This is a genomic window from Streptomyces sp. NPDC021749 (assembly GCF_040640655.1).
Lineage (GTDB): Bacteria > Actinomycetota > Actinomycetes > Streptomycetales > Streptomycetaceae > Streptomyces.
Genome location: NZ_JBFACE010000011.1, coordinates 39,423 through 53,666, shown reverse-complemented (window position 1 = coordinate 53,666; position 14,244 = coordinate 39,423). Strand labels below are relative to the sequence as shown.

Genomic DNA, 14,244 nt, shown 5'->3' with positions numbered 1-14,244 from the left:
ACGGCAGGGGCCCCTCACCCCCCGAGGCCGGACGGCGCATGCCCCCGGTCCTCCGCGAGGTCCACGGACTCCATGAACGCCAGCATCCGCTCGTTGACCACGTCCGCGTGATCGATCTGCGGTCCGTGGCCGGTGGCGGAGACGATCTCGGCGCGGGCCCCGGGAATCAGCCGCGGCACCCGCTCGACCTGCCGCTTCGGGTGCAGCAGCAGGCTCCGCTTGCCGAGCACCAGGTACATCGGGGTGCGGATGCTGCGGAGTGCGTCCTCGGACAGCGGCAGCGGCGCCGGGCGGCGGATGCGGAAGGCCCGGACGCCCGCCCTGATCATCGTGCGCAGTTCCGGCACCACCAGCACCGGCTGCTCCAGCCATTTCGCCAGCGCGGGGCGCAGGGCCCGCGGCGCCGAGGTCGCGAAGAGGCTGACGAAGATCCAGACGAAGAAGCGCAGCCCCACCTTCTCCAGGCCGCCCGGGTCCAGCGGCGTGACCGAGACGAGCCGGCCGGGCGCGCGGTGCGCCTGGTTCAGGACCAGCCACCCCCCGTACGAGGAACCGACCAGGTGCACCCGGTCCAGGCCGAGCGCGGCCAGCGTCTCGTCCAGCCACCGCGCGGCGTCCTCGGGCCGGTGCAGGGGTTCGCGGTGCACGCTGCGGCCCGCGTCGCCCGGGGTGTCGATCGCGTAGACCGTCCGTTCGGCGCTGAGCGCGGGGGTGTTCGGGTACCACATCGCGGAGCAGCTGCCCGATCCGTGCACCAGGACGACGGGCGTGCGCTGCGCCGCCGCCGGGTCCGCCGGGCCGTACCGGTAGACGTGCGTCGTCCCGTAGGACGTCTCCACGTCCAGCTCTTCACGGATGGGGGCGCCGAGCGCGTAGACCGCATCGCAGGCCGCGAAGTAGCGGTCGCGCAGGGTGTCGTTCACATAGCGGCCGACATCGGCCCGGCTACGGGTCGTGGACGGGGACACGGTCACCTCCGGGGCGCCTGGTTTTCGTGATACGACCGTACCACGTTGTTGATACGGCGGTATCATCAAAATCGCCCCACGGACCTCCGGGCCGATGACGGAAAACGACGAGCGGAGACACGCCCCATGCCCAAACGCGTGGACCACGCAGAGCGGCGCACCCAGATCGCCGAGGCCCTCGTACGGGTCGCCGGCCGGCGCGGCCTGCACGCCGTCGGCATGCGGGACGTGGCGGCGGAGGCCGGCGTGTCCCTGCGGCTGGTGCAGTACTACTTCGAGACCAAGGAAAAGCTGCTGCTCTACGGCCTGGAGCAGCTGACCGCCCGCTTCGGCGAACGCGTCGCCGCCCGCATCCGGTCCGCCGGCACCGCCCCCGGCCCGCGCGCCGCCGTGGAATCCCTCCTCATGACGTCCCTCCCCACCGACGAGGAGAGCCGCACCTTCCACCTCGTCCACACCTCGTACGCGGTGCTGTCCGTGACCGAACCGGCCCTCGCCGCCCAGCCCTTCCTCCAGCAGCCCGCCGCCGCCGAGGACGCCCTCGCCGACCTGCTGCACCAGGCACGGGCCGCCGGCCTCACCCACCCCGACCTGGACGCCCGCACCGAAGCCATCACCCTCCTCGCCCTCTCCGCCGGCCTCGGCACCAGCATCCTGGTGGGCCACCGCACCCCCGACTCGGCCGTCACGGTCCTCCGGCACCACCTGGACCGGATCTTCGAGGCGGAGGGGCGGGGCTGACTCCGGGGCCGCGCTTCCCGGGCGGGGCACGGCCAGGGCAGCACTGGGGCCCCGCCCCGGATACCGGGACGGGGCCGAACCCGGCGGCGGGCCGCCGTGGTCAGATCAGCGGACGCGCCGGGACGTTCTCGTCGGCCTCCGCGGCCTCACAACCCGTTCACCCGCGCCTCCCGGGCCACGCCCAGTGGTCGTATGGAGGAGGCGACGGTGCGGGCGCGGCGGCCGGCGCGGGCCCGGTAGGAGCGGACGTGGGCCATGAGACGGCGGCTGCGCAGCGCCATTTCGAGTTCGAAGCGGGTGCGGGGGTCGCGGAGGACCGGGCCGAAGAGCTTCTCGATCTGGCGGAGACGGTAGCGGACCGTTTGGGGGTGGACATGCAGGAGTTTCGCCGCCTCCGGGGCGCCGCCGCCCTCCAGCCAGGCGAGCAGGGTGACTTCGAGGCGTTCGCTCTGGCGGGGGGTCAGTTCCTCCAGCGGGCCCAGCCAGCGGGAGGTGAGGGCGTCGGCGAGGGACTCGTCCTGGAGGAGGAGCAGGGCGGAGAGGTGGTCGTCGACGAAGGCGGGCCGGGCCTCCGGGCCGACCCGGCCGGGGGCCAGCGTGAGGAGGTAGCGGGCCCAGCGGAGGGAGGAGGCGGTGTCGGTCGCGGGTACGGAGTGGCCGACCGCGGCGGCACGGCCCTTGAGGGCGGCCTCCAGGCGGGCCCGGGTCTGGGTGGCCGGGTCCGGGACGAAGAGACAGGTGTAGCCGTCGACCGAGCCGATGAGTGCATGGCCCAGTGCGGCGGCGAGTTGGGGCGCCTCGGCGGGGGTGGCGAGGACGACCGCCTGGAGGGTGTCCGGGACCGGCCAGCCGGCCGCGCGGGCCAGCTCGCCCAATCCCTCCTCCGGGGTCTCCCGTTGACCGGCGAGCACTTCGAAGAGGTCCTGTCGGGCCCGGGCGACCGGCATCGGCGTGACCACCGATGACACGGCCGGACGTTTACTTTCCGACTCTTTTTGGTAACCCAGAACTGTCAGCAACGCCTGTTCTAGGGCCCATTGAGCCTCTTCCACGGGGGTATCGCCGAGAAGTGCCGCCAATGCGGGAAATCCGCGTTGCAACTCCGCGACGACCTCCTCGGCGAGGCCCGGGAGTGCATTTCTGACTACCCGGGTCCACTCGCCTCGGGGACGCGACCAGATGCGGTTCAGGAGATCACACATCAGTTACCTCGATCCTGGCGGGGATGGGGGGTTGGACTGGGGAAGGGCGCCCCCGTGCGCCTGACTGGGCATCATCCGGAGTCCCCCGGCGCGATCGCGACGCCGGTGCAGGAATTTGTCACAGCGCGATAAACCTTACGAAAGCTTGAACGCGCTCGTAGATGCTTTTGCACATCCGGTTTACGGCCCTGTGTATCCGCCCGGTTACGGAATGTTGAACGTTACCGGGGGTCACCCGCACAAAAGCCCCGCAATAGCTTCGGGCAAATACCCCGCCGACGGAATTTCACCGGAATTCGTGTCCCGCACCCGTGCCCCGACACCGGGAGGTCCGATGTCCGCACCGCGTTTGCAGACCCGTCAGAGCCGCCGGGCAACACACCGCGCCCGGCCCTCGCCGGACCGCACGCGCGCCCGGCGGCCCCCGAACGAACCCGGGCCGCCGGGCCGCCGTAAGCCCGGCGGCCCCGCCCCGACCGCCCTGCTGCGCCCGGCACTTCCGGCCGCGCTGCTGCTCTTCATCGCCGTCACCCTGCACTCCGGCGCGATGGACACCCTGATGCGCTTTTTGGACTTCGGCGCGGGCGTCCTCGCGCTGGTCTCGCTGTCGGTGACGGTGCTGTGGGGCCTGGCGGCCACCGACCGCATGGTGCTGCAGACCGGCCACCGGCTGCTCGCCCAGGCCGTGCACCGCGGCACCGGCGTCGCCGGACTCGGCTTCCTCGGCCTGCACATCTGGGTCAAGGTCGCCGAGGGCCACACCGGCGCGGCGTCCGTCGCCGTGCCCTTCACCGACGGCGCCCGCCCGGTGCTCATCGGCCTGGGCACGCTCGCCGCCTACGTGTTCGTCGCCGTCGCGGTGACCGGCGCGGTGCGCGGTGCGTTCACCGGCATCGCGGCGTCCCGCTGGTGGCGGGCGCTGCACATGAGCGCCTACCTGGCGTGGGCGCTGGCGCTGGTGCACGGCCTCAAGTCCGGCCGCGCGGCGGCCGGCTGGGCGCTGGCCGGGTACGCCGTCTGTCTCGTCGCGGTGGCCGTTCGGCTGGCGCTGCGGCTGCGCGATGCCCGCACGAACTCAGGAGAACTCCCATGACCGCCCCCGCCCCCACCCGTCTGCTGCCGGCGCTGTCCGCGCCGGAGCCCGTACCGACGCTGGCGTCGTTCGGCCCGCCACGACTGCTGGCCGGGCTCGACGAGATGCCGCGCATGGACCGGGTGGCGCATCTGGCCCGGCACGGCAGCCTGCCGCAGCTCACCGCGCAGGAACTGGTGGCGCTCGCCGAGGACATCGATCTGCGCGGCCGCGGCGGCGCCGGCTTCCCGTTCGCCCGCAAGGTGAGCGCGGTGCTGGACGGCATGGCGCGCGCCGAGGGCAAGGCCGCGGTGGTGGTCAACGGCAGCGAGGGCGAGCCGAGTTGCCTCAAGGACACCGCGATGCTGCTGCACGCCCCGCACCTGGTGCTGGACGGCGCGCTGCTGGCCGCCGACGCGCTCGGCGCCCAGGAGGTCGCCCTGGGGGTGACCCGCACGGACGTCGAGGACTCGGTGCGGCGGGCGATCGCCGAACGGGGCCCGGTGCGGCCGGCTTTACGGGTCACCCTGCTGACCGAGCGGTTCGTCACCGGCGAGGGCAGCGCGATGACCAACGGGCTGGGCGGCGGGCCCGGACTGCCCTCGGGCCGCAAGATCCGCTCCAGCGAGCGCGGGCTGAACGGGGTGCCGACGCTGCTGTCGAACACCGAGACCTACGCCCAGCTCGCCGTGGCGGCCCGGCTCGGCGCCCTCGGCTACCGGACCGCGGGCCTGCCCACGGAGCCGGGCACCCTGCTGCTGACCGTCGCCGGCAACCGGGTGGTGGAGGTCCCCTACGGGGTGCCGCTGGCCCGGGTCCTGGCACTGTGCGGGATGGATCAGGGGCAGGGCGTGCTGATCGGCGGCTACCACGGCACGTTCGTCTCCCCCACGGACGCGCAGACCGTGACGCTGTCCCGGGACTCGCTGGCCGAGTGCGATGCCGTACTGGGCGCGGGCGCGGTACTGCCGCTGCCGTACGACACCTGTCCGGCCGGGGAGACGGTACGGGTCGCGCAGTGGATGGCCGCCGAGTCCGCCGGGCAGTGCGGCCCCTGCGTCCTGGGCCTGCCGGCCCTCGCCGACCAACTCGACCTGGCCGTGCGGGGCGGCGGAGAGGCCGCCCTGCAGGCCGTGCAGGACCGGATGCGTGCCGTGCAGAAGCGCGGCGCCTGCAGCCACCCGGACGGCACCGCGCGCTTCGTGGCCTCGGCCCTCGCCGCCTTCCCCGAGGAGTTCGAGCGCCATGCGCGCGGGTTCGGGTGCGGCCGCCCGGTGACCGGGGCCCTGCCGGTCACCGGGCACCGGCCGCCCCCCGCCGCGTTGCCCACCACGGTGTCCGCCCCGGCCAAGCCCGCCGCCCCGCCGCAGGAACGGCTGCTGGTCGACTGGACGCTGTGCCGCGGCCACGGCCTGTGCGCGGACGTCGTGCCCGGCGTCGTCAAACTCGGCCCGGACGGCTATCCGGAGCGGGCCAGCATGCCGCTGCCGGCCCGGATGCGGCGCCGGGCACAGCTCGCGGTACGCCGCTGCCCGGCCCTCGCGCTGCGCGTCCAGGGCGGCAACTGACCGTCCGTGCACGCTTTTTGGCACGCGGAGAAAAACTTCGTGCGGCGTGAACGCCGGCCACCCCGTCCGCCGTACCCCCGTGCGACGGCAACCGGCCGGCAAGCAACGCACCACCCCAGCCACCGACTTCACCCACCGGCATTGGAGACACCATGATCATTCGTCGTCGTGCGGGACTCGCGGCCGCCGCGGTCGCCACCCTGGCGCTCACCGCCGGCTGCGGCAGCAGCGACAACCAGAGCGCCGGAACGGCCACCACCGACAACGTCCAGCCCGCCGGCCAGGGAAGCGACGCCTACGGCTACGGCTCCTCCGGCTCCGGGCAGGGCAGCGACGGCTACGGCGGGCAGGCCGGCGGGGACAGCGGCAAGTCCGCACAGACCGGGCCGAGCGCCGGGGCGCTGGCACTGCACCAGGACGCCAAGCTCGGCCCGGTCGTCACCGACTCCAAGGGCATGACGCTCTACCGCTTCGACAAGGACACCGCCGAGCCGCCGAAGTCCAACTGCTCCGGTTCCTGCGCCACCACCTGGCCCCCGGTGCCGGCCGACGGCGCCTCGGCACCCGCGGGCATCGCCAAGAGCGCACTGGGCTCGGTCACCCGCGCCGACGGCACCAAACAGCTCACCATCGGCGGCTGGCCCGCCTACCGCTACGCCAAGGACACCAAGGCCGGCGACACCAAGGGCCAGGGCGTCGGCGGCACCTGGAACGCGCTGACCGCCGAGGGCAAGAAGGCGGTCGCCCAGGAGGCCGCGGACGTCTCGGTGCTCAACCAGCCCGAGCTGGGCCAGATCCTCGTCGACGGCGACGGCATGACCCTCTACCGCTTCAACAAGGACAGCGCCTGGCCGATGAAGTTCGGCTGCAACGACGCCTGCCTGGACACCTGGAAGCCCGCCAAGCCCGCCGACCGCTCCAAGCTGAAGGGCATCGCCCCCAAGCTCATCTCCACCGTCACCCGCCCCGACGGCATCCGCCAGCTGGCCGTCGACTGCTGGCCCGTCTACACCTTCACCGGCGACAAGCAGCCCGGCGACATCAACGGCCAGGGCAAGATGGGCCTGTGGTTCGCGGTCTCCAAGACCGGCAAGAAGATCACGACGACGCCCTGACCGGTTCGGTCTCCCCCTCCGGGGACGCGTCGTCCACCGCCAGCACCTCGGCGTCCGGCCGGTCGTCCGCCTCCCGCGGCCCCAGCCAGGTGACCGTCAGCGCCACCGCCAGATTCACCGCGAGGCCGACGAGGCCCGCGTTCATCCCCCACACCGGGTCGTGTCCCCCGAAGACCAGGACACAGACCAGCGCGAACCCCGCCACCAGGCCGCTCACCGCGGCGAGCCACGTCAGCCGCCGCCACACCAGCCCCAGCAGCAGCATCGGCACGAGCTGCGCCATGCCCTCGTACGAGATCAGCGACAGCCGGACCAGGGTGTTCGGGGCGGTGTACGTCAGCAGCAGGGCCAGCGCACCCGCCGCCACCACGACCACCTGCGACCACAGCTTCTGCCGGGTGGCCAGGCGCGGTACCGCACCCAGCACGCTCCTCCCCCACATCGTGCCGATGACCAGCATGAACACGGCCATCGGCACGATGGAGGAGAGCGCGGCGGCCACCCCGATCAGGCCCACCGCCCAGGCCGGGAGGGAGTCCACCACCAGCTTGAACAACGCGAGATTGGAGTCCGCACCGGTCAGCCCCGGCACCACGAACAGCGCCGCCAGCCCCAGCAGCATCGGCACGAACAGCAACACGTTGTAGAAGGGCAGGTACATCGCGTTGCGGCGCAGCGCCTCGGCGTTACGGGCACCGAGGTAGCCGGCCACGGTCGTCGGGAAGACCACCACCGTCAGGGAGTTGACGAGGGTGGTGGTGACGAACCAGACCTGTCCCAGCCCGCCCGAGGCGTGCCCCGGGAACGTCAGCCACTCCGCCTTCTCGGCGGTGACCCGGTGCAGGAACTCCCCGTAACCGCCGAAGTAGTGCAACGGTACGTACACCACGAGGAACCCGAGGGTGCCGATGACGAGGACGTCCTTGAGCACCGACACCCAGGCACTGCCCCGCAGCCCGCTGACCACGACGAAGCCGCAGGTCACCGCGAACCCCAGGAAGTAGGCCCAGTTGAGGCTGACGGTCCCGTACGAGAGGGTCGAGACGACCACGCCCATGCCGGTGATCTGCAGCTGGATGTACGGCAGCAGGCACACCGTCGCGAGAACGGCCACCGCGGCACCCAGCCACGGCCGCCGGTAGCGGTGGGCGACGATGTCGGTGATCCCGACGAGCCCGTGCCGGCGGGCGTACCGCCACAGCATCGGCCCGACCACGTACCCCAGCGCATAGCCGCAGGACATGTACGCCACCACGTACAGCACCGGCGCACCGAAGTTGTAGCCCCAGCCGGCCGCGCCCAGGTAGCTGAAGCTGGTGTAGCTCTCGCCGGCCATCAGCACCCAGATGAAGACGGTGCCGAGGCTGCGGCCGCCCACGGACCACTCCGCGAGCCCGCCGCCGGAACCCCGGCCCCGGACGGCGAGCAGCCCGAGGACGACGGTGACGACCATGAACCCGCCGAACAGGGCCGTGGAGACCGTCGCGTTCACGGTGTCGTTCACGCCCCCTCCCCGTCCCGGCCCCGCGCCCGCTCACCCCGCCGCGCCAGCCACACGGCCAGCGGCGTGGCGAGCGTCGCCACCAGCATCCAGAAGAACAGGAACGGCAGACCCAGCACGGTCGGCACGACACGGTTCGCCGCCGGCAGCACGGCCAGGAAGAGGAGGTAGGGCAGCACCAGCCACAGCAGGGCGGGGCGGCTTCTCGAACGCTTTCGCACGGGTTGAGGGTAGGCCCGTCCGCTGCGCTTGGCTGTAGCCCCCACGTACCTGGCCTTCCCGCCGCGGGTGTTGCTCGCCGTTGCGCGCGGTGCGGCGCCGCAGCCGACTACGTGGGAAGTCTCACCCCAGCGCCTGCGACACGGAGTAGATCGCAAGCCCCGCCAGCGCCCCCACCACCGTGCCGTTGATGCGGATGAACTGCAGGTCGCGGCCGATGTGAGCCTCGATCTTGCGGGACGTGTGGGCCGCGTCCCAGCCGGCGACGGTGTCGGTGATCAGGGACGTGATCTCGTGCTGATACGTCGACACGACGTACACCGCCGCGCCCTCCAGCCAGCCGTCCACCTTGCCCTGCAGCCGCTCCTCGTCGGACAGCCGGCGGCCCAGGGAGAGCAGTCCGGCCCGGACCCGGAGCCGCAGTTCGCTGTGTTCGTCCTCCGCGGCGGTGACGATCATCGCGCGGACCGCGCCCCAGGCCGAGGCGATCAGGTCCTGGACCTCGCCGCGGCCGAGGACCTCGGACTTCAGGTGCTCGACCCGGGCCCTGGTGTCCGGGTCGGTCTGCAGGTCGTCCGCGAAGTCCCGCAGGAAGCGGTCGACGGCGCCGCGCGCGGGGTGCTCGGGCATGTCCCGCATCTCGGTGACGAAGCGCAGCAGTTCCTTGTAGACCCGGTCGCCGACCTTGCGGTCGACGAACCGGGGCGTCCATCCGGGGGCGCCGCCGGAGACCGCCGCCATGACGGAGTCGCCGTGCTCGACCAGCCAGTCGTGGGCGCGGGCGACGACCAGGTCCACCACCCGCCGGTGGCCGCCCTCGGCGACGACCTTCTCCAGCAGGGTGCCGAGGCCGGGCGCGATCTCCTGGGCGTCGGCGCGGCGGGTGATCGCCTCGCCGACCACCGCCTGGACGTCGGAGTCGCGCAGGACGGTCAGCGCGCCGCGCAGCGCGGTGGAGAGTTCGGCAGTGACCCGGTCGGCGTTCCGCGGCTCGGCGAGCCAGCCGCCGAGGCGGCGGCCGATGCCCACGGACCGCAGCCGGCGGCGGACGACGTCGGCGGAGAGGAAGTTCTCACCGACGAAATCCCCCAGACTCTGTCCGAGTTGGTCCTTTCTCGTGGGAATGATGGCGGTGTGTGGGATCGGTAGTCCCATGGGCCGTTTGAACAGTGCGGTGACCGCGAACCAGTCGGCCAGCGCACCGACCATGCCGGCCTCCGCGGCCGCCGCGACGAACCCGGTCCAGCCGCCGGCACCGGCCCGGCCGGCCCACGTCGCCAGCGCGTAGACCAGCGCGACGGCCAGCAGCAGACCGGTGGCCAGCGTCTTCATCCGGCGTACGGCGCGCCGCCGCTCCTCGTCGGCGGCACCGTAGACGAAGCCGCCGGCCGGCGCCACCGGGCCGCGCGCCGCCGCGGCGCCCGGCGCCGGGGAAGCGTCCCGCGCCGGCGCCCTGTCCGTTCTCGCCCGTTCCATCCGCTCCACCGCTCCCACCGTGCCCCCGCCACTCCCACGGCCTATGCTGCGCCGCGGGTCCGGCCACCGGTCCGGCCGTATGTCCCACTGTGACCTACTCCTGGAGCGAACCACGAGTTCCCGGCGCCCGCCGGGGGCGGCTCCGAGCGGGGCGCCGGGCGGCTCCCGGGAGGTCCGTGGGATCATGGAGGACCGACCGGACGCCAACGGTGCCGCTGCCCGCCCGCTGCCCTTGCCCGCCCGGAGCCTGGAGCTCCGCTTTCCCCAGGAGACCCCTCCCGCATGAAGAAAAGTGTGGGTTACGCCCTGCTCGCCGGCCTGGCGGCAGTGGTGTTGCTGATCTCGGCCGCGATATTCGCCGGCTTCGGCGGCGAGGACGGCGGACCGGGCAACTCCCCGCACAAGCCGCGCGACCCCGCCGCACCGGCCGTCTCCGGACAGTGGGTCGGGACCTGGTCGGCGGCCGCCGCGGCGGCCGAGCCGGGCACCCTGGACGGCTACGCGGGGATGTCGATACGCAACGTCGTGCACACCAGCGTCGGCGGCTCCGGCGTCCGCATCCAGCTCTCCAACCTCTACGGCACCCGGCCGCTGGTGGTCAGCCACGCCACGGTGGCGCTGGCCGCGGCCCCCAGCGACCCCACCGCCGCGGACGGCACGATGCGCCGGCTGTCCTTCGGCGGCAAGCCCGCGGTGACCATCCCCGCGGGCGGCGCGGTCAGCAGCGACCCGACCCGGCTGAAGGTCCCCGGCGACACGGACCTCCTGGTCACCACGTACTCCCCCTCCCCGTCCGGACCGGCCACCTACCACCCGTACGCCCGGCAGACCTCCTACCTGGCGCGCGGCGACCGCGCCGAGGACGGCACCGGCGCCGCCTACACCGAGCAGAGCCCCTACTGGCGCTATCTGACCGGGGTCGACGTGTGGAGCACCGAGGCGCAGGGTTCGGTGGTCGCCATCGGCGACTCGATCACCGACGGCATCACCTCCACGGCGGGCGCCAACCACCGCTGGACGGACTTCCTGGCCGCCCGGCTGCGCAACGAGCCCGGCGCGCCCCGCTACGGCGTCCTCAACCAGGGCATCAGCGGCAACCGCCTGCTCGTCAACGGCAGCCGCTTCTCGCCGAACAACGGCCCCAGCGTGCTGTCCCGCCTCGACCGCGACGCGCTGTCCCGCACCGGCGTGAAGGCGGTCATCGTCGAGATCGGCCTGAACGACCTGTTCAAGTCCCCGCGCCAGCTCGACCCGCAGAAGATCGTCGCCGGCATGCGGCAGATCGTGCGGGACGCGCACGCCCGCGGCCTGCGCGTCACCGGCTCCACCCTTACGCCGTTCGGCGGGCACCGCGGCTACTCCGCCCAGCTGAACTCGGTCCGCGAACGGGTCAACCACATCATCCGCTCCGGCACCGTCTACGACGAGGTCGTCGACTTCGACAAGGCCCTCCGCGACCCCGCCGCCCCGGTCCGGCTCCGCCCCGTCTACGACTCCGGCGACCACCTCCACCCGAGCGACGAGGGCTACCGCGCCATGGCCAACACGGTCGACCTCGGCCTCCTCAAGCAGTCCGCCCCGGCGTCCCTGTAGCGCCGGTCCCGGCGCGTTGCGCCGACCGGGTGGTCACCCCGCCCCGCGGTCAGGCGGTCATCGAGCAGCCGGCGGACGGCGCCCGGGAGCCGGGCGGGCCCCGAAAGGGGCCCGACGTCAGCCGAGTTCCTTGCGGCGGGCGCGTTCCTCGGCCTTCAGACGGCGGCGTTCCTCCTTCAGGCGGCGCTTTTCGGACGCGCGCAGTTTGCGCTCGACCCCGACGGCCCCCATCAGGGCCAGGCCCCGGACGATCACCCGCGGCGCGCCGGGATCGCCGGGGACGCCGTCCTCGCGGGAGTCGAAGCCGCCCAGGATGCCCAGGCCCCGGACGTCGACCTCGACGCCCGGCGGCACGATGACGTTGACGCCGGACATGAACGCCCAGCAGTCGATCACGACCTCGGAGGCGGCGAAATCCGCCTCGCGCAGGTCGATCTCCCCGCCGGCCATGCAGCAGACCGCGGTGAAACGGCGGCCGATCGTCCAGCGGCCCTTGCGCTGGAAGCCGCCCATGAACGCCAGGCCCGTCGTCGCGCCGCGGGCGTCGCTGACGATCCGTCCGGCCCAGGAGTCCACCGCGGCGGTGTCCTTGCGCAGCGACACCGGGGCGGGCGATACCGGGGCGGGTGCCGCCGCGGCCGGCAGGTCGGCGGTGAGCGGCGCCAACTCCCCGTACGTACGGGCCAGATAGGCGGCTTCCAGCCGTTCGTCGAACTCCGCCATGTCCAGCCGCCCCTCGGCGAGGGCGTCCCGCAGGATCTCGGCGACCCGCTCACGGTCGGCGTCGGAGGCACGCAGCTCGGCGGCGGAGGCCCGCGGCACCGGGAGGTCGTCAGTCATACGGACAGCCTAAGCGGCGGGGCGGGTGGCGGACCGGTGTTCTCCGCTGGGCCGCTAGGCCGGGGCGCCCTGGCCGTCCGGGGTGCGGTCGGGCCCGGTGCGGGTCGCGCCGCGGGCGTACAGTTCGGCGATCAGCGACTCGACGTCCGGTTCGCGCAGCGACAGATCCACCAGCGGATAGCGCTCGGCGACCGCGGTGACCAGCGGCGCCGCGCTCTGTGCCGCCGGGAACACCAGCCACTGCCGCGGGCCCTCCACCCGGACCGTACGGGCGCCGGGAACGCCCTCGATGGGCGGCAGTTCGCGTTCCAGGTCGACCACGAGGGTGCGTTCGCCGTCGGCCGCCGCACGCAGCCCGTCCAGCCCCCCGTCGTAGACCAGCCGGCCGTGGTCGATGACCATCACCCGGCGGCACAGCTGCTCGATGTCGGTCAGGTCGTGGGTGGTGAGCAGGACCGTGGTGCCCCGCTCGGCGTTCACCTCGCGGACGAATTCCCGTACTTTCGCCTTGCTGATGACGTCGAGCCCGATGGTCGGCTCGTCGAGGTAGAGCACCTCCGGGTCGTGCAGCAGGGCCGCCGCGATGTCGCCGCGCATCCGCTGCCCGAGGGAGAGCTGCCGCACGGGTACGGCCAGCAGCGGGGCCAGATCGAGCAGTTCGACGCAGCGCGCCAGGTTGGCGCGGTAGACGGCGTCGGGGATCCGGTACATCCGGCGCACCAGCTCGTAGGAGTCGGCGAGCGGCAGGTCCCACCACAGGGTGGTGCGCTGGCCGAAGACCACCCCGATCCGGCGGGCGAGCCGGGTCCGTTCGCGCGCGGGGTCGATCCCGGCGATCCGCAGCCGGCCGCCGCTGGGCACGAGGATGCCGGTGAGCATCTTGATGGTGGTGGACTTGCCCGCGCCGTTCGGGCCGATGTAGCCGACCATCTCGCCGCGCGGCACCTGGAAGGTGATGCCGTCGACGGCCCGCACCTCCTCGCGCACCCGGCGCAGCCGGCCGGCCTTGCGCCGTACCGAGAAGACCTTCTCGATGCCGCGGACGTCGATCAGCGGCTCCGGGCCGGTGCTGTCGGAGGCGGTCATCGTGCGCTTCCTTCCGTGGAGTCGGGCGTCGTACGGGAACGGCTGCTGACGGTGCGTCAGCTGCCGGTGCTGCGGTAGCCGCGCAGGCCGTACCGCCAGGCCAGCGCCGCGCCCGCGCACATCAGCGCGGCCACGGCGGGGCCGAGGAAGTCCACCCAGCCGGGCAGGCCGAGCGGGTCGGGGCGGCCCAGCAGGCGCAGGGCCGGCAGCCAGTTGACGAAGGCCAGCGGGACGACGAAGGTGACGCCGCGCACCATGTCCTTGGCGAACACCGTCGGCGGGTACTGCAGCAGCGTATTGCCGCCGTAGGTGAAGGAGTTCTGCACCTCGGCCGCGTCCTGCGCCCAGAACTGGAAGGCGGCGCCGGTGGTGAAGACCGCCCCGAAGATGGCCGTACCGCACAGCGCCATCAGCACCACCAGCAGCACCCGGCCCACCGTCCAGTCCACGTCGAGCCGGGTCACCGACCAGCCGAGCACCAGCAGCGCCTGGGTGATCCGGCCCAGCCGGCGCAGCGCGAACCGGTCGGCGGCGACCTGCGCGAACACCGGGGCGGGGCGCAGCAGCAGGACGTCGAGGGTGCCGTCGCGGACCCGCCGGCCCAGCCGGTCCATGCTGCCCAGCAGCAGATCGGCGAGGCCCAGCGACAGCCCGGACGTGCCGTACAGGAAGGCCACTTCGGGCAGCGAGAAGCCGCCGAGCGCGTCGATCTGCGAGAACATCAGCAGGATCGCGACGAAGTCCAGCGCGCAGGCGGCGAAGTTGCCGAACGCCATCATCACGAACGACGCCCGGTAGGCGAGGGTCGAGCGCACCCACATCCGCACGATCAGCCCGTACGCGTACAGCCCTTGGGCGGCCCC

At 73.1% G+C, this 14,244-nt stretch carries 13 protein-coding genes; 5 read left to right on the top strand and 8 right to left on the bottom strand.

Translation table 11 applies throughout. The features are described from left to right. Positions 1–14: 14 nt before the first annotated feature. A complete protein-coding gene (locus AB0G35_RS13530) occupies positions 15–974 on the bottom strand; it encodes an alpha/beta fold hydrolase (protein ID WP_360948006.1) in 960 nt (319 codons plus the stop codon). A 120-nt stretch (positions 975–1,094) separates the two neighbouring features. Here AB0G35_RS13530 and AB0G35_RS13525 point away from each other — a divergent pair, with 120 nt between their 5' ends. After that, positions 1,095–1,709, top strand: a complete 615-nt coding sequence (locus tag AB0G35_RS13525; RefSeq protein WP_360948004.1) for a TetR/AcrR family transcriptional regulator — start codon at positions 1,095–1,097, stop codon at positions 1,707–1,709. A 146-nt stretch (positions 1,710–1,855) separates the two neighbouring features. On the opposite strand, the gene AB0G35_RS13520 is transcribed toward AB0G35_RS13525, so the two are convergent. Then, positions 1,856–2,677: a helix-turn-helix domain-containing protein gene (locus tag AB0G35_RS13520; RefSeq protein WP_360948002.1), complete on the bottom strand. Its 822-nt coding sequence runs from the start codon at positions 2,675–2,677 to the stop codon at positions 1,856–1,858. A 568-nt stretch (positions 2,678–3,245) separates the two neighbouring features. On the opposite strand from AB0G35_RS13520, the gene AB0G35_RS13515 reads away from it, so the two are divergent. The 3 genes from AB0G35_RS13515 (at position 3,246) to AB0G35_RS13505 (ending at position 6,666) form a co-directional block, all read left to right on the top strand. Next, positions 3,246–4,004, top strand: a complete 759-nt coding sequence (locus tag AB0G35_RS13515; protein WP_360948000.1) for a hypothetical protein — start codon at positions 3,246–3,248, stop codon at positions 4,002–4,004. Then, complete coding sequence (locus AB0G35_RS13510; RefSeq protein WP_360947998.1) at positions 4,001–5,551, top strand: NADH-ubiquinone oxidoreductase-F iron-sulfur binding region domain-containing protein; 1,551 nt, start codon at positions 4,001–4,003, stop codon at positions 5,549–5,551. Before AB0G35_RS13515 ends, AB0G35_RS13510 begins: the two co-directional genes overlap by 4 nt. 152 nt (positions 5,552–5,703) lie before the next feature. Next, positions 5,704–6,666 (top strand): SCO0930 family lipoprotein, encoded by a 963-nt coding sequence (locus AB0G35_RS13505; RefSeq protein WP_360947996.1) that lies wholly within the window; start codon positions 5,704–5,706, stop codon positions 6,664–6,666. Here AB0G35_RS13505 and AB0G35_RS13500 read toward each other — a convergent pair. From AB0G35_RS13500 to AB0G35_RS13490, 3 genes are all read right to left on the bottom strand, one after another. Next, entirely contained in the window at positions 6,650–8,158 is a 1,509-nt protein-coding gene (locus AB0G35_RS13500; protein WP_360948233.1) for a sodium:solute symporter family protein, read from the bottom strand. The two genes, AB0G35_RS13505 and AB0G35_RS13500, sit on opposite strands and share 17 nt — an antisense overlap. Before the next feature lie 8 nt (positions 8,159–8,166). Then, positions 8,167–8,388 carry a DUF3311 domain-containing protein gene (locus AB0G35_RS13495; protein ID WP_360947994.1) on the bottom strand — a complete coding sequence of 74 codons (222 nt, stop codon included), beginning with the start codon at positions 8,386–8,388 and terminating at the stop codon, positions 8,167–8,169. A gap of 121 nt (positions 8,389–8,509) precedes the next feature. Further along, a complete protein-coding gene (locus AB0G35_RS13490; protein WP_360947992.1) occupies positions 8,510–9,862 on the bottom strand; it encodes a DUF445 domain-containing protein in 1,353 nt (450 codons plus the stop codon). A gap of 282 nt (positions 9,863–10,144) precedes the next feature. On the opposite strand from AB0G35_RS13490, the gene AB0G35_RS13485 reads away from it, so the two are divergent. Next, complete coding sequence (locus AB0G35_RS13485; RefSeq protein WP_360947990.1) at positions 10,145–11,455, top strand: SGNH/GDSL hydrolase family protein; 1,311 nt, start codon at positions 10,145–10,147, stop codon at positions 11,453–11,455. A gap of 117 nt (positions 11,456–11,572) precedes the next feature. On the opposite strand, the gene AB0G35_RS13480 is transcribed toward AB0G35_RS13485, so the two are convergent. The 3 genes from AB0G35_RS13480 to AB0G35_RS13470 are packed head-to-tail and all read right to left on the bottom strand — an operon-like array spanning position 11,573 to position 14,202. Further along, positions 11,573–12,295 (bottom strand): DUF1707 domain-containing protein, encoded by a 723-nt coding sequence (locus tag AB0G35_RS13480; RefSeq protein WP_360947988.1) that lies wholly within the window; start codon positions 12,293–12,295, stop codon positions 11,573–11,575. 54 nt (positions 12,296–12,349) lie between these two features. Next, positions 12,350–13,381, bottom strand: a complete 1,032-nt coding sequence (locus AB0G35_RS13475) for an ATP-binding cassette domain-containing protein (RefSeq protein ID WP_360947986.1) — start codon at positions 13,379–13,381, stop codon at positions 12,350–12,352. Between the two features lie 56 nt (positions 13,382–13,437). After that, a complete protein-coding gene (locus tag AB0G35_RS13470; protein ID WP_360948231.1) occupies positions 13,438–14,202 on the bottom strand; it encodes an ABC transporter permease in 765 nt (254 codons plus the stop codon). Positions 14,203–14,244 lie beyond the last annotated feature (42 nt).